This is a genomic window from Streptomyces sp. NPDC050703 (assembly GCF_040654435.1).
Lineage (GTDB): Bacteria > Actinomycetota > Actinomycetes > Streptomycetales > Streptomycetaceae > Streptomyces.
The window spans coordinates 54,164-71,970 of the sequence record NZ_JBFAHX010000034.1 but is presented as its reverse complement, the minus strand read 5'-3'; the positions used below and the strand labels follow the sequence as shown (position 1 = coordinate 71,970).

At 71.2% G+C, this 17,807-nt stretch carries 19 protein-coding genes and 2 pseudogenes; 10 read left to right on the top strand and 11 right to left on the bottom strand.

Features of this window, described 5'->3' with window-relative positions; translation table 11 throughout:
• Positions 1-296: 296 nt before the first annotated feature.
• A pseudogene (locus AB0I16_RS27035) lies at positions 297-534 on the top strand (hypothetical protein); the annotation flags it as partial.
• 381 nt (positions 535-915) lie between these two features.
• Here the strand turns inward: AB0I16_RS27035 and AB0I16_RS27030 are convergent.
• The 5 genes from AB0I16_RS27030 to AB0I16_RS27010 all read right to left on the bottom strand — a co-directional run bounded on the left by AB0I16_RS27030 (position 916) and on the right by AB0I16_RS27010 (position 6,135).
• Positions 916-1,395 carry a peptidoglycan-binding domain-containing protein gene (locus AB0I16_RS27030; protein ID WP_363252179.1) on the bottom strand — a complete coding sequence of 160 codons (480 nt, stop codon included), beginning with the start codon at positions 1,393-1,395 and terminating at the stop codon, positions 916-918.
• Between the two features lie 563 nt (positions 1,396-1,958).
• Positions 1,959-2,402: a PaaI family thioesterase gene (locus AB0I16_RS27025; protein ID WP_363252178.1), complete on the bottom strand. Its 444-nt coding sequence runs from the start codon at positions 2,400-2,402 to the stop codon at positions 1,959-1,961.
• A 59-nt stretch (positions 2,403-2,461) separates the two neighbouring features.
• On the bottom strand, positions 2,462-4,705 hold the full coding sequence (locus AB0I16_RS27020) for a molybdopterin-dependent oxidoreductase (protein WP_363252177.1): 2,244 nt from the start codon (positions 4,703-4,705) through the stop codon (positions 2,462-2,464).
• Positions 4,706-4,794: 89 nt separating this feature from the next.
• A complete protein-coding gene (locus tag AB0I16_RS27015) occupies positions 4,795-5,466 on the bottom strand; it encodes an enoyl-CoA hydratase-related protein (protein ID WP_363252176.1) in 672 nt (223 codons plus the stop codon).
• A 45-nt stretch (positions 5,467-5,511) separates the two neighbouring features.
• On the bottom strand, positions 5,512-6,135 hold the full coding sequence (locus AB0I16_RS27010) for a TetR/AcrR family transcriptional regulator (RefSeq protein ID WP_363252175.1): 624 nt from the start codon (positions 6,133-6,135) through the stop codon (positions 5,512-5,514).
• Positions 6,136-6,219: 84 nt separating this feature from the next.
• Between AB0I16_RS27010 and AB0I16_RS27005 the strand changes: the two are divergent.
• From AB0I16_RS27005 to AB0I16_RS26990, 4 genes and pseudogenes are all read left to right on the top strand, one after another.
• A pseudogene (locus AB0I16_RS27005) lies at positions 6,220-6,498 on the top strand (MerR family transcriptional regulator); the annotation flags it as partial.
• Positions 6,499-6,513: 15 nt separating this feature from the next.
• Positions 6,514-6,705: a hypothetical protein gene (locus tag AB0I16_RS27000; RefSeq protein ID WP_363252199.1), complete on the top strand. Its 192-nt coding sequence runs from the start codon at positions 6,514-6,516 to the stop codon at positions 6,703-6,705.
• 106 nt (positions 6,706-6,811) lie between these two features.
• Complete coding sequence (locus AB0I16_RS26995; RefSeq protein ID WP_363252174.1) at positions 6,812-7,735, top strand: NADP-dependent oxidoreductase; 924 nt, start codon at positions 6,812-6,814, stop codon at positions 7,733-7,735.
• A 315-nt stretch (positions 7,736-8,050) separates the two neighbouring features.
• Complete coding sequence (locus tag AB0I16_RS26990) at positions 8,051-8,539, top strand: serine hydrolase (RefSeq protein WP_363252197.1); 489 nt, start codon at positions 8,051-8,053, stop codon at positions 8,537-8,539.
• Here AB0I16_RS26990 and AB0I16_RS26985 read toward each other — a convergent pair.
• Positions 8,440-9,282, bottom strand: coding sequence for a MerR family transcriptional regulator (locus AB0I16_RS26985; protein ID WP_363252173.1), 843 nt, complete (start codon positions 9,280-9,282; stop codon positions 8,440-8,442). The two genes, AB0I16_RS26990 and AB0I16_RS26985, sit on opposite strands and share 100 nt — an antisense overlap.
• Before the next feature lie 589 nt (positions 9,283-9,871).
• Positions 9,872-10,207 (bottom strand): hypothetical protein, encoded by a 336-nt coding sequence (locus AB0I16_RS26980; RefSeq protein ID WP_363252172.1) that lies wholly within the window; start codon positions 10,205-10,207, stop codon positions 9,872-9,874.
• Between AB0I16_RS26980 and AB0I16_RS26975 the strand changes: the two genes are divergently transcribed.
• Together AB0I16_RS26975 and AB0I16_RS26970 are read left to right on the top strand one after the other, a co-directional pair.
• Positions 10,206-10,871, top strand: coding sequence for a serine hydrolase domain-containing protein (locus tag AB0I16_RS26975; protein WP_363252171.1), 666 nt, complete (start codon positions 10,206-10,208; stop codon positions 10,869-10,871). The two genes, AB0I16_RS26980 and AB0I16_RS26975, sit on opposite strands and share 2 nt — an antisense overlap.
• Before the next feature lie 34 nt (positions 10,872-10,905).
• Positions 10,906-11,085 carry a hypothetical protein gene (locus AB0I16_RS26970; RefSeq protein ID WP_363252170.1) on the top strand — a complete coding sequence of 60 codons (180 nt, stop codon included), beginning with the start codon at positions 10,906-10,908 and terminating at the stop codon, positions 11,083-11,085.
• A 143-nt stretch (positions 11,086-11,228) separates the two neighbouring features.
• On the opposite strand, the gene AB0I16_RS26965 is transcribed toward AB0I16_RS26970, so the two are convergent.
• The 4 genes from AB0I16_RS26965 to AB0I16_RS26950 are packed head-to-tail and all read right to left on the bottom strand — an operon-like array spanning position 11,229 to position 14,834.
• Positions 11,229-12,413 carry an ABC transporter permease gene (locus AB0I16_RS26965; protein ID WP_363252169.1) on the bottom strand — a complete coding sequence of 395 codons (1,185 nt, stop codon included), beginning with the start codon at positions 12,411-12,413 and terminating at the stop codon, positions 11,229-11,231.
• A complete protein-coding gene (locus AB0I16_RS26960; protein WP_363252168.1) occupies positions 12,410-13,144 on the bottom strand; it encodes an ABC transporter ATP-binding protein in 735 nt (244 codons plus the stop codon). The genes AB0I16_RS26965 and AB0I16_RS26960 overlap by 4 nt, the downstream gene beginning before the upstream one ends.
• A complete protein-coding gene (locus tag AB0I16_RS26955; RefSeq protein WP_363252196.1) occupies positions 13,141-14,202 on the bottom strand; it encodes a peptidoglycan-binding protein in 1,062 nt (353 codons plus the stop codon). Before AB0I16_RS26955 ends, AB0I16_RS26960 begins: the two co-directional genes overlap by 4 nt.
• On the bottom strand, positions 14,202-14,834 hold the full coding sequence (locus AB0I16_RS26950; RefSeq protein ID WP_363252167.1) for a hypothetical protein: 633 nt from the start codon (positions 14,832-14,834) through the stop codon (positions 14,202-14,204). Before AB0I16_RS26950 ends, AB0I16_RS26955 begins: the two co-directional genes overlap by 1 nt.
• 151 nt (positions 14,835-14,985) lie before the next feature.
• Between AB0I16_RS26950 and AB0I16_RS26945 the strand changes: the two genes are divergently transcribed.
• The 3 genes from AB0I16_RS26945 (at position 14,986) to AB0I16_RS26935 (ending at position 17,755) form a co-directional block, all read left to right on the top strand.
• Positions 14,986-15,678, top strand: coding sequence for a response regulator transcription factor (locus AB0I16_RS26945; protein WP_363252195.1), 693 nt, complete (start codon positions 14,986-14,988; stop codon positions 15,676-15,678).
• A gap of 182 nt (positions 15,679-15,860) precedes the next feature.
• The gene (locus tag AB0I16_RS26940; protein ID WP_363252166.1) at positions 15,861-17,240 is read left to right on the top strand and encodes a HAMP domain-containing sensor histidine kinase; all 1,380 of its coding nucleotides are present in this window, start codon (positions 15,861-15,863) and stop codon (positions 17,238-17,240) included.
• Positions 17,237-17,755, top strand: coding sequence for a hypothetical protein (locus tag AB0I16_RS26935; protein WP_363252165.1), 519 nt, complete (start codon positions 17,237-17,239; stop codon positions 17,753-17,755). Before AB0I16_RS26940 ends, AB0I16_RS26935 begins: the two co-directional genes overlap by 4 nt.
• Positions 17,756-17,807 lie beyond the last annotated feature (52 nt).

Here is a 17,807-nt window from a genome sequence, read left to right as displayed (position 1 = left end):
CCGGTGGCCTCACCGGCAGTTGAGGTGGTCGACAACCCCAGCGGCCCGTTGTGGAGGTAGGTGTCAGCAAGCTTGACGGGTTCGCTCTGATCGGTGAACCGTACTGGCCCGCGTAGGACTTGCCGCCCACCGTCAGTGAGGTCAACTGGCTGTGATCCGACCACTTCTCGCCCGCCCGGGTGGCCTCCGGCGTCGAGGCGCCCGCCGTCTCGTTCCCCTGGGCCTCACAGGAACGGTTCGTGAGGGGAACCGTTCTTGGCCGTGATCTGCTGCTGCCGGTGTGCTCGGGCTTGGACGCCGGCGTCCAGGACTCCTCGGCTGGCCGCGCCGCCCTCCTGGAGCAGGCCGCCGCCGACCACCACAGCCCGCGCAGAGTGTGGGTCGACGGCGGCTACGGCAAGCACTTCATCGACCACACCGCCACCCTCGGCATCGACATCGACATCCGACCTCATGGCCCGCCGCCTTACCGGCGAGAACCCTATCTCCCGGCGCGATCCAACACCGGCGCATCAGAGCCGCATGCGGGGATGAAACAACAGGGGCAGACGATCTTTGATGACGGTCTTTGCAAGCTGTGACGTGAGGAAGCCGGTGCATTCGCCGCGTTCTCGCCTGCCGTGCTTGAGCCTTCGGCCGGGCTGCAGGCCGCCTGTCCGGGCGTGGACGGTGTGCCGTATGGCCGCCAGGCCCTGCCCACACGTCGCGTCTGCGCTTTGCGTTCTGCGCTTCGCGCTCTGCGCTCGCCACGTGACGGTGAGATCCCTGATCGATGGGTTTCGTAGTTGCGGCTCTGGCCCCGCGATGGTCAGTGCGGGCCGGTGGAGGTCGGGGGTCGACCGGCTGGGGCTTGCCGCGCAGCGTTATGTGGTCGCTTGGGAGGTTCCTGATCATTGCTGATCGGGGCTGCTTGATTCAGTTGCGTATGCAGCGGCCGGTGAAGTTTCCGTTGCCGTAGTACTCCGGCCAGCGCATGGCGTAGTTCGAGTTCGGCCCGAAGATACCGTCGTCGTTGACCCCCGCCTTCCGTTGCGCCGCACGCAGGGCCTTCTTGGTCGCGGGGCCAAAGGCCATGTCTATGCTGATCCTCGCCTTGTAGCAGCGGACCAGCCCGATTTGCAGCGCCCTAACGCCCAGCGTCCGATGCCCCTGCTTGAGGATGCACCGGCGGGTTTGGCTGGTTCCGACGCCGCCCGGCATGACCATGTGTCCGTCGGACGTGCGCTGGCTGATCCCGTATTCGCAGATGGGCAGTGCTGCGGCCGCGGCCGGCAGGGCCGTCTGCGTGGGTTGAGCGGTGGTTGACGGGCCGGCGGATGCGGTGGGCGCGGCGAGGAGCCCTGCTCCGAGGGCCATGACAGCGACAGATAGTGGAGTGCGGGTCTTCAACTGCATGGTCGGTGTCCTTTGATGATTGGAGTCTTTTCCTTTGCCTCTCCGTGGCTGGACAGGCAATCGGCCTCGGGCGGTCGTTCTGGTGAACGCACGACACCAGCAGCGGAGCATTGCCATAAGATCAGTCAATGCGCGGAACAGGCGGGAACGGGGAATGGGCCCGTGCGTTCCAAAACGCTAGCAAGTCGGCTCTCACGGGGCGTACAGCAGAGGGTGGGGATTGCCTACCGCCGTGGTTTACCTCGTGGCGGCCGGCATCGGGCCGGGCGGTGGGTGGATGCGCGCGGTGGTGTGCGATGCCCGCGCGTACTGGGCACGAAAGTCGGCGGAGAACAAGGGGCGGGCCGGTTGTGGGTGGACGCCTCGCCCAGGTGCCCGGGAGTGAAGCTCTCGCAGGTTCACGACCTGGTTCTGAAAGGTTGTTAGTTGTGAGGAGCATGAGGCGGCGCAAACCAGGCAAAACCTCATGCATGTGCTCCGCAGGGACAGAGCGTGCCGCACTCGGAGGTCCTGTCGAACCAAGTCCTGCGCCAGCCGCTCGGGCAGCCCGCTGCCGGAGCGGCCTAAAGGATCATGCAGGTGGTGGTGGCGTGGGCGATGAGTTTGCCCTGGTCGTCGAGCACCTTGCCTTCGGCGGTGGCGGTGCGGCGGCCTGCGTGGATGACGGTGCCCTCAGCGGTGAGGGTCTGGCCGTCGGTGCGGGCGGCGCGGATGTAGTTGACCTTGAGTTCGAGGGTGGTGTAGCCGGTTCCGGCGGGGAGAGTGGTGTGGACGGCGCAGCCCATGGCGGAGTCGAGGAGGGTGGCGGCGATGCCGCCGTGGACGGTGCCGAGGGGGTTGGCGAAGTCGGGGCGGGTGTCGAGGGAGATGACGATGCGACCGTGGTCGACCTCGTCGAAGCGCATGCCGAGCAGGCGGCCGATGGAGGGGATGTCGGTGGGGCGTTCGGTCTGTACCCAGCGCATCAGTTCCAGGCCGGTCATGGCGGCGAAGTCGGTGGTGGTCACGGGTTGGTCTCTCCTTGCGGGTGCTGGTGGTGTCGCCGCCGGCGGAGGCGGTGTGTTCGTCAGGCGGGAAGAGGCTCGATGCGGGCGGGGACGTGCTTGTGCCAGGGGGTTCCGGCGATGGGGTCGCGCCAGGTGAGGTCGGTGAGGGTGTTCAGGGCGACGCCGGTGCGTTCGGTGCCGCCGTCCTGGGTGGGCAGGTCGAGGCCGAAGCCGTTGGGCAGGGCCGCGTGGCCGGGTTGCAGGCGGTCGTCGATCTCGACGAGTGCACGAGCGGCGCCGCGGCTCGTGGTGATCTGTGCGGGGGCGCCGTCGGTCAGGCCGAGCTGCTCGGCGTCGTGGGGGCTGACGCGCAGGGTGCCCTGGGCGTCGCGCTTGCGCCAGGTGTTGTCGCGGAAGATCGTGTTCGCGGTGAAGGCCCGGCGTTGGCCGGCGGCCAGGACGATGGGGAAGTCCTCGGTGGTGTGGACGGCCGGGGTGGTGTCCAGGTCGGCGAGGAGGCCGAGGAGTTCGGGGATGGGCAGCGGGATGCGGTGGCCGGGGTGGGGGACGTAGGTCCAGGCGTCGGCGTACTCGTCCTCGGTGAACGTGATCCCGGACCGGCCCTCCAGCATCGCGTCGAACAGGGCGTCGGCGCTTCGGTGTCCGGCCCGGCGCATCGCGGCCGGGTACTCCTTGGCGATGCGCTGCGCGAGCGCCCACAGCACGGCGGCGGGGCGGGCCCCGTCGGGGAGGGTGGGGCCGAGGGTCTCGTACAGCAGGTGCGGGGCCATGGCGACGGTGGACTTGTCGAGGACGGCCAGGGCGGCAAAGGCGAGCTTGTACGGGGTGCGGCCCAGGCGGGCCGCCGCGCGCAGCGCTGTGAGCCTGCCGCGGGGGACGGCATCCAGTTCACGGACGAGGCGGGCGTAGATCTCGGGTTCGGGCAGGGTGCCGGGCAGCGGGGTCAGGACCGGGGCGCGCAGGTGGAAGGTGTTGTGGGGGAACTCGAAGGTGAAGAACGTCGCCTCCCACTTCTCGAACTGGGAGGCGGCGGGGAGGACGTAGTCGGCCTGGCGGCCGGTCTCGGTCAGGGCGACGTCGATGACGACGACCAGGTCGAGCGCGGCGAGGGCTTCGGCGAAGGCGGCGGAGTCGGCCAAGGAGTGCGCGGGGTTGGACGACTCGATGACCATCGCCCGGAACCGGTCGGGATGCTCGGTGAGGATCTCCTCGGCGATGACGTTGCAGGGAACCAGGCCGCCGGGCATCCGCGCGCCGGTGACAGGGGTGCGGCGCGGGCTGGTGGAGTAGCGGGCCAGCGGGGCGATCCATGAGTGCGGCTGCATGGCGCCTGGCTTGGCGAAGTTCCCGGTCAGCAGCCAGGTCAGCTTGTTGAGGTAGGACACCAGCGTGCTGTTGGGACCTTGCTGCACGCCCAGGTCCTCATACGTCGAGACGCTGGAGGCGTTGCCGATGACGCGGGCCGCCCGGCGCAGCAGGTCCTCGTCCACGCCGCAGGTCCGCGCGCAACGGGCGACGTCCACCGTCTTGAGCTCGGTGATGACGGCGTCGGCGCCGGTGGTGCGGGCGGCGAGGAAGGCGTGGTCGAGGAGGTCTTCCTGGACCAGGACGCCGAGGAGGCCGACCAGGCACCAGGCGTCGGTGCCTGGTCTGACCTGGAGGTGGATGTCGGCGAGGTCGGCCGTCTCGGTGCGGACCGGGTCGACGACGATCATCGTGCGGGCGGGGTCCTTGGCGATGTCCTTGAGCACGGTGCGGGCGCGCGGGACACCGTGGGACTGCCAGGGGTTCTTGCCGAGGAAGAGCGAGACCTCGGCGCGGGTGAAGTCGCCGGTGGTGTGGCCGCCGGTGAGGTGGGCATCGACGAAGCCCTCACCGGTCTTCTCCTGGGCGAGGGGGTTGGAGCGGTAGCGGGCGCCGAGGGCACGCAGCAGGGCGCCGCTGTAGGCGCCGCCGAGGTGGTTGCCCTGTCCGCCGCCGCCGTAGAAGAAGATCGATTCCCCGCCGTGGGTGTCGCGCACGGTCTTCAGCCGGGCGGCGATCTCCCGGACGGCGGTGTCCCAGTCGATGGGGGTGAAGCTGCCGTCCCGCTCCCGGCGCAGGGGGGTGGTGAGGCGGGCGCCGCCGTTCTGGTAGTGGTCCAGGCGCAGGGCCTTGTTGCAGGTGTAGCCGGCGGTGGCGACATGGTCCTTGTCGCCGCGGATCTTGGCGAAGCGGCGGCCGTCGGTCTGGATCTGGATGCCGCAGTTGTTCTCGCACAGGATGCAGGCGCTCTTGTGCCAGGTCTCGGTGGTGGCGGTCATCAGTCCTGTCTCCTCATGCGGTAGGCAGTTGGGGCGGCCCTCGTGCCCGGAGAAATGCGCCCGGGGGTGCGGGTGCGGGGAAGTACTGGTCAGCCGAGCGGGTCGGTGGTGTCGCGCAGGGTGGCCAGGGCCGGGGCGTACATGCGGGTCTTGATGGTGCCCAGGGTGTCGCCGGCCTTGTTCACCTGCGCCTGGGCGATCGCGATCGCGGTGGAGCGCACGGCGTCCTCGGCGACGGCCTGGTCGACGATGCCGGCGGCCGCGGCGTCGGTGCCGCCGTAGCGGTGGGCGGTGAGCATGGCCGTGTGCGCGGTCTGCGGGGCCAGCCGGGACTGGATGAGGGCGGCCATGCCGGGGGTGAAGGGGATGTTGATGTCGGCTTCGGGCAGGCACCAGTAGCCGCGGTCGGCGCGCATGACGCGGAAGTCGTGGGCGAGGGAGAACATGGCGCCGGCGGCGAAGGCGTGCCCCTGCAGCGCGGCCACCGTGACGACCGGCAGCGACAGCATCCGCGCGAACAGTTCGTGGACGGAGACGACGTAATCCTGGTGCTGGTCGGCGTGGGCGAACAGCCACTCCAGGTCGAGCCCGTTGGAGTAGAACTTTCCCGTGGCGGCGGTGACCAGGGCGCGGGGCCCCTCCGCCTTCTCCACCTCGTCGAGCGCCGCGCCGACGGCGGTGAGCCAGTCGGGGTGGAAGCGGTTCTCTCCGTCTCCGAGGTCGAGGACGAAGACGTTGTCGTGGCGGTCGAGCGAGGGCATGGCGACTCCTTCGATACTGGTCTGACGTGGGGCAAGGTCTGCGAGCTATGCCTTGGGCCGGGGCCGGGGCCCGGGTCCGGTGTCCGGGCGGTCGCGCAGGGCGTGGAGGAGCAGGTCGTGGATCTCGGCGGCGGCTGCCTCGATCGGGGCGGTGCTCTGCTCGGCCCGGCACATGATCACCGCGCCTTCGACCGCGGCGATAATGAAGGCGCCGAGCCGGCGGCTGCGCTCCTCGGTCAGGCCGTGCCGTACGAGGAGTCCTGCGAGGGCCTCCTGCCAGCGAGCGAAGACGGCGGCGGCGGAACGGGCGAGCTGAGGTGCGTCGTCGTTGGTCTCGACGGCCACCGCCACGATCGGGCAACCGGCCCTGAACCCGCTCTCCTCAAGTCGGTCGCGCCACAGCACGAAGAACGCGTCGACAGCCTCCACCGGATCGTCCGCCTGCACGGCGGCATCGATCAGGCCCGCGATGAAGTCCCCCGCCAACGCCACCGCCTCGTCGATGAGCTGCGCCCGTCCGCCGGGGAAGTGGTGATACACCGAGCCCCGTGGGGCTCCGCTGTGGGCCAGGACCCGGTCGATGCTGGTCGCGCTCGCCCCGTACTCGCGCAGCAGCGCGGCGGCGCTGAGGATCATCCGGTCACGGCTTTCACTCCTGCGTGGGCTCACCTGCCCAGCACCTCCCGATGACGACGTTGGCCTCCGCGAACGGATGGGCTACCTGCCGGTAACTTATGGTATCTGTCATAGAACATGCAAGAGGGGTGCCGCAGTCATTGCAGCCGCGCGGGTGCGTCCGGCTTGGCGGAGGCATGGGGCAGCGATGGCAGTGCTTCTGGAACCGCTCAGCTCAACACGCTGAACTCGGGGGCGGCTTCCGGGCGGACTCAAGCGCCCGCAGACGCAGAGCAGGGTCTGCTGACCAGCTCACGCTCCGACGCGGGGCAGCGTCACTACTCCGATGCCGCGGTCCAGCGCGTGTCACTCATCCGGCAGTTGTTCGACGCGGGTATGTCCGGCAGGGTGATCGCGACTGTGCTGCCGTGTGTGGACGTCCCGGGTGACCTGGGTGTCGCCGAGGAGACGTTCACGGCGATGATGCGCGAGCGCGACCGGGTCGACGCCGACATCGCGCACCTGATCGAGGCCCGGGACGCACTCGACGTGCTGATCAGGGCCAACAGCCGACACCGGGAAGAGCTGTCCGCCGCCCCGGAACCGGTGGCGCAGTCCGCCTGAGGCTGTGATCTGCGTCTCAGTCGGTTGCCCCTCACACCAATGTCAGGGATGAGGATGGCGACTGCGCCCGGAATCACCGGGCCGGTCGTACGAGAGGCGGCGGAAGATGGGGCAGGCGTGGGGTTTCAGCAGGTACGGCGGGCCTGAGGTGCAGCAGTTCTTCGATCGTCCCGATCCCGTCCCCGGTCGTGACGAGGTGCTGATCCGGGTCGACGTCGCCGGCGTGAATCCGCTCGACCACCTTCTCCGCTCGGGTCTGGTCGACGGGCTCGACGGCGGGCGTCCGTTTCCCCGCGTGCTGGGCATGGAGGCGGCCGGAACCGTTCTCGCCCGGGGCGAGGACGTCGACGGGCTCCGAGTGGGTGACGCGGTCTTCGGCTTCGCACTCACCGGTGGTGGCACCTACGCCGAGACGACGGTGCTGTCCGCGCCGAACACCGCGCGCATCCCGGCGGGTCTGTCCTCAACCGTGGCGGCAACGCTGCCAGTGGCCGGGACGACCGCGGTGGACGTGCTCGACCAGCTCGGCCTCCCGGCCGGTGCCACGATCCTGGTCAACGGGGTCGGGGGCGGGGTCGGCCTCGCCGTCGCCCGGCTGGCTGTCGGGCGCGAGCTGCGCGTGATCGGCACCGGGAGCACCACCAAGCGCGAGCACGCCGAGGCGATCGGGGTGCGGTTCATCGACTACACCGTCGAGGACGTCGCCGCCGCGGCACGCGAGCTGGTTCCGGACGGCTTCGACGGGATCGTCGACCTGGCCGGAGGCACCTCGCTGCGGACGGTCGCTCCGCTGGCCCGGAATCCCCACAACATCATCGCTGTGGGTGACATGTCTGTGCCCGAACTCGGTGGGCGTTTCGTCGAGCGCCGCGTCGACCGCGAGAACCTGGAGCGGTCGGCCCGGCTGGCCCTCGACGGACTCCTCGCACCCGTGATCACCGCGGTCCATTCGCTCTCCGACGCCCCGGCCGCCCTCGCCACCGTCGAGAACGGTCACACCTCGGGCAAGGTCGTCATCAAGGTGGCATGAGAAGTGCCCGACCGTCTGTCGCTGCCGGCCGTCCGTATACGCGCCGTACGATGAACCGCGACCGGGCCGAGACCACCGAAGCGTGCGAGCTGGCCGACAGCGCCCGCGCGTACACCTCCTCGTCCCGTGGTGCCGCCATGCTGCGGGACGCCTCCAACGCTACCGACGACGTAGAGGCCGCCGACGGAGCGCCTTCCACCTCGCCTGGGCTGCTCGGAGCCGGGAGATGGACGCTTCCGCGGCCGACCGGGCGTCGGCGGCAACTGAGTCCCGCGTGGCGGCAGCTGGTGGCAAGGCGGACCGCACCCAGAAGAGCTGGATCTCCTACTGCGAACAGCAGCCCTGCACCTCTGCCGCCCGGTCGCGGGCTACTGGCCGGAGTTCGCGGCTCAGGGCAAGGAGGACATCGAGGTGCGGCACGTCCTGGCCCACACCTCGGGGCTTTCGGCCTGGCAGCAGCCCCTCACCATGGAAGACCTCCACGCCGGCACGTCTACGACGCTCTCGACACGGCGAGTTGAGACACCAGCCCCGCGGCAGGGCGCTCCCTGCGGGACGAGCCGGCCCCTGGCGTTGAGGGCGAGCGCGGCGCCCGGGCCCGTCACCGCCCCCACGCGGTCGTCACCGCGTTTCATCTCGCCCCGGGTCAGGCGTCCCCGGCCAGGGTGGCGACCGCCTCAGCGAGTACGCGCGGCTCGCACGGGTCACTGGTCCGCGCCTGACCCGTCGAGTCTGCGGATCGCCGCGGAGGTTTCGACGCCATCGTCGTGCAGCACGTGGCGCATGCGGGTGACGTCGACGTAGGCGGCGTCGAGGGGGTGCGTGAACAGCCGTGACAGCGCGGTGCCGTACTTGGCCATGGAGCTCCTGCCCGGGATGAAGATCGACAGTTCTTCCCTGGCCTCGAAGACCTGCACCTCGACGTCGTCGGGCAGAGTGGCGAGCGCTTCGTCGTCCGCCGTGACGGGGACCTTCACCAGCCAGTGCGGCCCCTCGCCGGTGAGGAACTGTTCTTTCTGCTCCGGGGTCTCGGCAGCCAAGGTCTGCCATGGCGGGCCCGACACCACGCATCCGCGCGACTCCACGGTCCTGACCACGTCCCGCGCAGTGGCGGTGACGGCGGCATGGGCCGCATCCCAGTCATGGCGTTCACGCCCGGCCGGCGGGCCTGGCACCGGCTTCGACACCACGGTTCTCTCGGCCGCGTGGCGCAGCCTCGTGGCCGGAGGCGAGGTGAAGAACTCGCACGCGTTGCTGATCGCCTCGTCCTGGGCCTGCCGCTCCTTTCGCAGGTCCGTCCGGTGCCTCTGCACCAGGGCGAGGGCGTTGTCCGGCTCGTCGAGAGCCCGGCGGACGAGCTTCACGCTCATGCCCGTGCCGCGCAGGACAGTGATCAGCATGGCCTGCTCGACCTGCTCGAGCGTGTAGGAGCGGTAACCGGTCTGCTCATCGACATCGGCCGGCACGAGCAGACCCGCGCCGTGGTAGTACCGCAACGTCTGCGGCGGCAGACCGCACATCTCACTGAAATCGCTGATCGACAACATGTCGCCATGTTCGGCCTTACAGCAACTGCAAGGTCAAGCGCGGGCATGCATGGCGCAGCACAACGGGTGGACCCCGGAGGCGATGGTGGCTTCCGAGTGAGTACCCAGGTAGTGGCCGACTTCGCCGGTGCCCATGGAGGTCGTAGCCGGTGGTGGGCCGGCGCCCGTGCCGGTACGGCCCGCGTCTGGAAGCACGCCCGGTACCTGGGCGCGCGCCGCGAAGATGTCCGGCCGTGGCTGTTCACCGTGGTCAGGAACCTGGTCGTCGACCACCACCGGGCCCGCCGCTGCCGACCCCTGGAGCAGGTTCCCGTCAAGGAGCCGGACGCCGTCTGGGGAGGCTGGGAGACCACCCTCACCTCCCACGGGGTCCTCGAAGCACTGGGAGAACTCAACGAGCGGCAGCGCACCGTCAGCCAGCTCATGTCCTACCTGGAATGCAGCATGGCTCAAGCCGCCGAACACCTCGGCATCCCACCCCGGCACCGTCGGGAGTTGCGCCTCCTACGCCATGGCCGCCCTGCGCAAAGCCCTCGCGGAGCCAGCGGGGCGTGGCCGGCGGATGGGGCCCGCCGGGGCCGGTTGCGCGTCAGTCGGCGAGCCGGGCCGCCAAGCCGTCGAGGACGCGGGCGAGTCCGTACGCGAAGTCGTCGTCGCGGATCTGCTGCGGGGGTACGTCCTGTCGGGCGGAGCTTCCCTCGCGCACCCGTGGGTGTTCCCGCGAGGCCTCGTCGAGGGCCGACCGCAGGCCTGCCACCCACTCCTGCTCGGTCTTGCCGCTGCGGACGATCTGCGAGAGGTACGCGGCCTCGGAGGTCGCGATCCCGATGACGTACGCCATGAGCGTCCCCACGGCCTGGTCCCTCTCGTCCGCGGGGAAGCCCGCCACCTCGAACTGCGCGAGCAGTCCGGACGAGATCCTCATGGCGTTCGGGGTGATCCTCGTCGACGGGGACGTCCATGAACTGGTCGGCGGCGTGCTCCACCGCGGAACGGGCGTGAGGGCGACGACCGACTCCGTCTTCCAGATGGGCTCGATCGCCAAGGTCTACACCGCGACGCTGATCATGCAGCTCGCCGACGCGGGCCGGCTGGACCTGGACGCACCGGTCGTGGACGTACTGCCGGAGTTCTCCGTCGCCGACCCCGAGCTGACCGGGGCGATCACCATCCGCCGGCTGCTGAGCCACACGAGCGGCCTCACCTGTGACTTCACGTACGACAGCGGGCGCGGCGACGACTGCCTCGCCAGGTACGTCGAGGCCGCGCAGGGTGTGGCACTGGACTGCCCGCCCGGCGAGGCGCTCTCGTACAGCAGCATCGGGTACAACGTCCTCGGCCGCGTCATCGAGGTGCTGACCGGCAAGGTCTGGGACGAGGCGCTGAAGGACATGCTCCTGGACCCGCTGGGTCTCGATCACGCGGTGACGCTGCCCGAGGAGGCGCTGCGGTTCCGCGCGGCGATGAGCCACCTGGGCGAGCCGGGCCAGGATTCTGACCCGGCGCCCTCCTGGGACCTGATGCCGCGTTCGGCCGGCCCCTACGGGCGGGTCATCGCCTGGCCGGGGACCTGGCGCGGCTCGCGCTGATGCACCTCGCGGGCGGTACGAGTTCGTCGACGGCATGAAGGACTTCTCCGAGCCCCTGCGGATCGATCTGGTGCCGGTGACGGAGACGGTCTTCGCCGGCAGAGGGGTGGGCGCGGCGTTCAGCGAGGACTACATGCCCGTCATCTTCTCCACGCTGCGGGACGGCACCGGGTGCGTGTACATCGGGATGCGCTGCGGCCCCAAGGTCGCCTGACACGGCCCGGCCGGAGGCATCGCACCATGCTCTCCGGGGTTCGGCCCGGATCGCCTGGAGCCAGTCGGGGCAGGTGTCGATGAGCTGCCGGATCAGGGGCCTTCTTCCTCGGAAGGCCCCATGCGGGGAGCAGCGCCTCGGCCTCACTGAGCACTCAGTGCCACCGTCGGATGGAGCCGGGCCGCCCGGAGCGCGGGATACAGGCCCGCCGTCACCCCCGTGACGAGGGTGGCCGCGAAGCCCGCGGTCAGGGACCACGCGGGGACCACCGGGGTCCAGTGCCGGCTGAGCGCGAAGGCGTATGTGGCCGCCGCGCCCAGGAGTGCGCCCGCGGCGCCGCCGAGAGCGGACAGGAGGAGGGACTCCGTCAGGAACTGGAGGCGGATCGCGTTCCGCGTGGCGCCCAGGGCGCGGCGCAGGCCGATCTCCGCGCGGCGTTCCAGGACCGAGATGACCATGGTGTTGGCGACGCCCACACCGCCGACCAGGAGCGCCACCGCGCCCAGGCCCAGCATCAGGGAGGTCAGGCCTTCGTCGGTCGCCGCCTTCGCGGCCAGCGCGTCGGAGGGGCGGGAGACCTTCACCGAGCCGGGGTCACCGGGGTTGACCGTGCGCGCGAGGACCTCTCGTACGTCCTCGACCGTGTCGTCGGGTGAGCGCTCGAAGACCGTGGAGGGGTGACCGTCGAAGGCGAAGTACCTTTCCGCCGCCGGGAATCCCACCATCGCCACGCGGTCCAAGGTGGGGACCAGTTCCACGGGCTCCAGGATGCCGATCACGACGACGTGCTCCTCGTTCATCATGATCTTCTCGCCGGGCTCCGTCACGCCCAGGCGTTCCGCCGCCACCTGGCCGAGCACGGTGACGGGCAGCCGCTCGTTCGCCCCGTCCAGCCATCTGCCCTTCGCCGTCCGGGCGTTCAGCGCGCGCAGGAGGTCGGGACGCGCCGCCTGGGTCGTCACGCCCGCCGTGCGTTCATCGGGGACCACGTCGCTGCGGCGGACCCGGGCGTCCACGTTGCCGGTGGCCGTGGCGTGCTGGACGGGGCCGACGCGCTCCACCATCGCCACCGCCGACTTGGGCAGCCGTACCTCCTGGCCCGTCGCGTTCTTGCCCGCCTCCGCGGTGAGCAGGTTGGTGCCGAGGCTGTCGAGCCGTGCCATCACGTCCGCCCTGCTGGACTGGGAGAGGCCGACCACCGCGACCATCGTGGCGATGCCGATGGCGATGCCCAGGGCGGAGAGGACCACGCGGGCCCGGCGGGCTTGGAGGCCGACCGCCCCTAGCCGCAGGACGTCGCCGGGCGAGAGGCGGGGTGCGTTCGTCATGATGCCTCCCCTCCGTGCCGGACGCCGGCAGCGGCTCCCCGTCGGCTGCCGGTGTCCGCCACCACCTCGCCGTCCTTGAGCCGGACCCTGCGGGGCAGGGACGCGGCGGTGTCGTTGTCGTGGGTGATCACGCAGATCGTGGTTCCCGCCGCGTTCAGCTCGTGCAGCAGCTCCATGACCATGGCGCCGGACGCCGTGTCCAGGGCGCCCGTCGGCTCATCCGCGAGGAGCAGGGACGGCTCGCCGACCAGGGCGCGGGCGATCGCCACGCGTTGCTTCTCACCGCCCGAGAGTCCGCCCGGGCGGTGGGTCAGCCGGTGGCCCAGACCGACACGGTGCAGGGCCTCGCGGGCGCGGGCGCGGCGCTCCGCGCGGGGAACGCCCGCGTACAGCAGGCCGTCGGCGACGTTGTCCACGGCGTCGCGGCCCGGCGCGAGGTGGAAGTGCTGGAAGACGAAGCCGATGTGCCGGGCGCGCAGCGCGGAGAGGCGGCTGTCGCTCAGGGCGCTCACGTCGTGGCCCGCCACGCGGACGGTGCCGGAGGTGGGTCTGTCCAGCGTGCCGATGACGTTCAGCATCGTCGACTTGCCCGAGCCCGACGGACCGACCAGGGCCAGCAGTTCCCGGGCGTGGATCGTGAGGGTCACCCCGCGCAGGGCGCGTACGTCACCCGCGTACTCCTTGGTGACCTGCCGCAGTTCGACCACGGGGGTGTGTCCGGTGGAGGTCATGGTGCCGCCGCACCGACCTTCGTGCCCTCCGCGATGCCCGGGCCGCTCACCTCGATCCTTCCGTCGGCCGTCATGCCGGTCCGTACGGAGACCATCCGGGTGCCGCCGCCCTCGACCAGTTGCAGGCCGTAGCCGCCGTTCGCGCCGCGCAGGGCGACCACCGCCTCCACGGGGACCGTCAGGACGTTCTCGCGGGACTCACTGACGAAGCGCACGCTCGCCGTGGCCCTGGGGTCCTCTTCCGCCCCCGCCGACCTGCCGCCGGACAGTGTCACCTCTACCGTGATCCCGTCCTCCGCGGCCTCGGATTCTTCCGGGTCGTCCGGGCGCACGGTGCCGGTGACCCTGCCCGGCTCCTTCCTGCCGCTGGGGAGCGTCACCTCCACTTTCGTGCCCCGCGCGGTGAGGGACGCGTCGTCCGGTTCGAGGCGGGCACGCACCACCGGTCGCGTCGAGGCGACGGTGAGGACCGGGTCGCCGGGGGCGACCTGGTCGGCGAGGTCGGCGTCCGCCGTGACGACCTTGACCCGGTCGGGCTGGAAGATCACCTCTCCCCTGCCGACGCGGCCCGTCGGGGTGCGGTTGAGGGACTTCTGCCAGCGCTTGACCGCGGCTTCGGTCGCCCTGTCGTAGCGCGGGTCCACGTAGATGCCGTCCGCGAACCCGAGTGCCACCAGGTTCCGTTCGAGCTGGAGCACGTCACTGCCCCGGCTGCCCGGCCGCATCTCGCGGAACGCGGGGACCGGGCCGTAGAGGAGTGTGACCGGCTTGTCGTCCAGCTCGTACAGCGCCTGGCCGCGCCCCACCGCGGCGCCCTCCCGGGCGGCGACGGTGACCGTGCCCGCCACCGGTGACGTCACCTCGCGACGGTTCGCGAAGTCGAGCTTGCCGTCGACCGTCTCGGAGCGGACCAGGTCGGTGCGCGTGACGGTGGCGGTGGCGGGCGGCGCCGGCGGGCCGCCCGCCCGGGCGTCGTCGCCGCCCCTGGTGATCACGACGGCTCCCGCGGCGGTGCCGGCGAGGGCCACCGCTGCCAGCCATCCGGTACGGCGTCGTATCACTGCATACCGTCCAGACCTTCGAGCAGCTTGCCCTCGCACGCCTCGCGGGCCTTCTTGTACGCGGGTGACCGCCGGTCCATCGTCGGGTTCACGGGGTTGGTCTCGCCGCCGGGGACGACGTTGCCGCCGGACATCGTGGGGTTGCCGAACTTCGACGCGCCGTTCTCGCGCATGCACTGGGCGTGGGCGAGCATCGACTCGTAGTCCTTCTGGGCGTCGCGCTTCGGCTCCCTCTTCATCGCCTCGGACATCTCGTGGTTGCAGACGCCGCCCTTGCCGCCCTTCTGCTCCTCGCCGGAGCCGTTCGGGTCGGTGAGGGCGTCGATCTTCGCCCAGTCCAGGTAGCCGCTGAGCCGCGGATCGGGGAAGTCCTCGATCCCGCCCTTGGTGCGCATGCAGCGCACGTACTTCATCTGCGCGTCGAAGAAGGCGGTGGTGTCCTTCCGGCCCGCCGTCGCCGGCCCGTCCGCCGTCGGGTCCGCCGTGGGGCCGGCGGCCGGGGCGGACGCGACCTCCTTCGACGCCTGTACGCCGCCGTCGTCACCTCCGCAGCCGACGGCGAGGGCCAGCAGCGGCACGGCGGCCAGGGCGGTGAACCGCAGGGCTCGGGGTGGGGTGTGAGCAGTCATGGGAGCACCGTGCGGCCCGTATGTGGTGGCCGGTCCATGGCCAGATGATGAGAACGTAACAATGCGCGGGGAACGTCCGCCCCACCCCTCTCACCGGGCTCTTCGCCGTCAGTCCCTCGGCATAATCGTCGCCATGCCCCCCATGCCCCCCATGCCCCACATCCTGCTGGTCGAGGATGACGCCTCCGTGCGCGACGGAATGGAACTCGTGCTGCGCCGCCACGGTTACGCGGTGGACACCGCCGCCCGCGGCGAGGACGCCCTCGCGCTGCTCGCCGGACCCGCGGGCGCCGGCATCGAACTCGCCGTGCTCGACGTGATGCTGCCCGGCATCGACGGCGTCGAGGTCTGCCGGCGCATCCGCGCCGACGGGTCGGCCATCCCCCTCATCATGCTGACCGCCCTCGGCGAGGACGGCGACATCGTGCGCGGTCTGGAGGCGGGCGCCGACGACTACGTGGTGAAGCCGGTGACCGCACCCGTCCTGGAGGCCCGGATACGGGCGGCCCTGCGACGGGCCGAACCGGTGCGCCGCAGGCCCGGCGAGGACGCGTACGCCGGTCTCGTCATCGACCGGGCGGGGCTCACCGTGACCAAGCGCGGCACGGTCGTCGCCCTGCCGCCCACCGAACTGCGGGTCCTGCTCGAACTCTCCGCCTCCCCGGGGCAGGTCTTCAGCCGCGAGCAGCTCCTGCGGTCGGTGTGGGAGCACGACTTCCTCGGCGACTCCCGGCTGGTCGACGCGGCGGTCGGACGGCTGCGGGCGAAGATCGAGGACGTACCCGCCAAGCCGGTGTACGTGCAGACCGTGCGGGGGTTCGGCTACCGGTTCGGGCCGGTATGAGACGGCCCTCACTCGGTCGGCGCCGGTCCCCGGGTCAGCGCCGGTCCCCGGGTCGGCGGCCGTCACCCGGTCGGCGGCCGTCGTCCGGCCGGGGTCCGCGTGCGTGGCTTCGCGGCGGCCTTCGTGGCGGGCTTCGAGGCGGACGGCGTGGCGGGCTCCGGGTCCGGCTCGTCGTCGCGTTCGTGCTGATCGCGCTGGTCAGCGCGATCACCGCGACCGGGCTCGCCTACCGCGAGTCCCGTAACGCCGTCCTGGAGCGCAGACAGGACGCCGTCCGGACGGATTTCGGGAACCGGGTCGGGCAGGTCGCGGCGGACCTGTCGGTGCCGCCCGACGAGGTGTCGCTCCAGCGCTTCGCCACCAGTGTCGCCGAGGGGCTCGGGGACACGCTCGTCGTCGCCGAGTACCGTTCCCTGTCGGCCTCGTCCGACGCCTCCGCCGACCGCACACGGATCACCCGCTCGCTGCGCGAGGCCGTGCGGACGCGGAACCGGATGAGCTTCCAGCGCGTGCTGCGCAACGACAGCCCGTACCTCGTGGTCGGCACACCCGTGACCTTCGCCGACGGGCCGCCGTCCGGGCTCGACGTGTACGCGGTCACCTCGCTGCGGGCCGAGCAGGAGGACACCGCGGCGATCCTGGCCGCCGTGCGGGACGGTCTCGTACCGGTGGTGCTGCTCGCCGTCGCCCTCGCGCTCCTCGCCGCACGGACCGTGCTGCGGCCGGTGCGCGAACTGGGCCGCGCCACACGCCGGCACGCAGCCGGTGACCTGGGGTCGCGGGTGGCGGTGCCCAAGGGCAGGGATGAACTCGCCGAGTTCGCGCGGGACTTCAACCGGACCGCCGAAGCGCTGCAGACGTCCGTCGCGGAACTGCGGGAACAGGAGGAGCGGGCGCGGCGGTTCGTCGCCGACGTCTCGCACGAGCTGCGTACGCCGCTGGCCGCCATGACGATGGTCGCCACCGTGCTCGATGAGGACGCCGGGCGGCTGCCGCCCGACGCGGCGCGGGCGGCCCGCACGGTCGGCACGGAGACGGCACGGCTCGCCCGCCTGGTCGACGACCTCATGGAGATGTCCCGCTTCGACTCCGGTGCCGCGCGCCTCAGTCCCTCCGAGGTCGATGTCGCCGACACGGTGCGCGGCACACTCGCCCTGCGCGGCTGGAGCGGCCGAGTGCGGACACGGCTGCCCGACGGTGTGCGGGCGGTGCTCGACGCCCGGCGGGTCGACGTGGCCGTCGCCAACCTGGTGGGCAATGCGCTGCGGCACGGCGCGGAGCCGGTGACGGTCACGGTCGTGGCCGCGGGCGGCCTGCTGACCGTGGAGGTCGCGGACCGGGGGCCGGGGCTCGCCCCCGACGTACTCCCCCACGTCTTCGACCGCTTCTACAAGGCGGACACCGCCCGCACCCGCTCGGAAGGCAGCGGCCTCGGCACGGCCATCGCCCTGGAGAACGCCCGACTGCACGGAGGCACGATCGAGGTGGCGAACAGGGCGGACGGAGGCGCGGTGTTCACGTTGCGGCTTCCATGGCGGCGGGAAGCGGAGGTTGAGGCGTGAGCAGGACACGGGCACCGTTGTGTTGCGCCGCGCTCGGCCTCTCGCTCCTGGCCGCGGGCTGCGGGGTGCGGTCCACCGGCGTGGTGGACGGCGGGGAGGCGGCGAGTGGCCTCACCAAGGGCCTGCGGATCTACTTCGTCTCCGAGACGGGGCGGCTTGAGGGTGTCTCCCGGCCGACGCCGAAGATCACCGAACCGGCTTCCGTCATCAAGCTGTTGATGACGGGACCGACGGAGGGCGAACGGCGGACCGGCCTCACCACCCTCATCACAAACGGTCCCTACGACGTCACGGGTGCGGGGGACGAGCTGGCGGTGCGCGTGCCGGACACCGTCCTCGACCCCGCGTCCGTCGCGGACCGCAACCTGGCCGGGCAGCTGGTGTGCAGCCTGGCGCGGGCGCGTTCCGTGCTCGACGAGGACGGGCGCACGCGTCCGGACGACGTGCGGGTGACGGTACGGGGCGAGGCCGGCGGCCGCCTCGGCCCCTACGTCTGCTCGGACTTCCTGGAGTAGCGTCGTGGCGGTGTGCCGTGGCCGTGGCGGCTGTCTCCGTGGTCTTCGGAGC

What these genes read in the sequence shown, in the direction of transcription:
- AB0I16_RS27030 (WP_363252179.1), bottom strand. Translation starts at nt 1,395, where the DNA reads ATGCAGTTGAAGACCCGCACTCCACTATCTGTCGCTGTCATGGCCCTC.
- AB0I16_RS27020 (WP_363252177.1), bottom strand. Translation starts at nt 4,705, where the DNA reads ATGACCGCCACCACCGAGACCTGGCACAAGAGCGCCTGCATCCTGTGC.
- AB0I16_RS27015 (WP_363252176.1), bottom strand. Translation starts at nt 5,466, where the DNA reads ATGCCCTCGCTCGACCGCCACGACAACGTCTTCGTCCTCGACCTCGGA.
- AB0I16_RS26995 (WP_363252174.1), top strand. Translation starts at nt 6,812, where the DNA reads ATGGGGCAGGCGTGGGGTTTCAGCAGGTACGGCGGGCCTGAGGTGCAG.
- AB0I16_RS26985 (WP_363252173.1), bottom strand. Translation starts at nt 9,282, where the DNA reads ATGTTGTCGATCAGCGATTTCAGTGAGATGTGCGGTCTGCCGCCGCAG.
- AB0I16_RS26975 (WP_363252171.1), top strand. Translation starts at nt 10,206, where the DNA reads ATGGCGTTCGGGGTGATCCTCGTCGACGGGGACGTCCATGAACTGGTC.
- AB0I16_RS26980 (WP_363252172.1), bottom strand. Translation starts at nt 10,207, where the DNA reads ATGAGGATCTCGTCCGGACTGCTCGCGCAGTTCGAGGTGGCGGGCTTC.
- AB0I16_RS26970 (WP_363252170.1), top strand. Translation starts at nt 10,906, where the DNA reads ATGAAGGACTTCTCCGAGCCCCTGCGGATCGATCTGGTGCCGGTGACG.
- AB0I16_RS26965 (WP_363252169.1), bottom strand. Translation starts at nt 12,413, where the DNA reads ATGACGAACGCACCCCGCCTCTCGCCCGGCGACGTCCTGCGGCTAGGG.
- AB0I16_RS26960 (WP_363252168.1), bottom strand. Translation starts at nt 13,144, where the DNA reads ATGACCTCCACCGGACACACCCCCGTGGTCGAACTGCGGCAGGTCACC.
- AB0I16_RS26950 (WP_363252167.1), bottom strand. Translation starts at nt 14,834, where the DNA reads ATGACTGCTCACACCCCACCCCGAGCCCTGCGGTTCACCGCCCTGGCC.
- AB0I16_RS26945 (WP_363252195.1), top strand. Translation starts at nt 14,986, where the DNA reads ATGCCCCACATCCTGCTGGTCGAGGATGACGCCTCCGTGCGCGACGGA.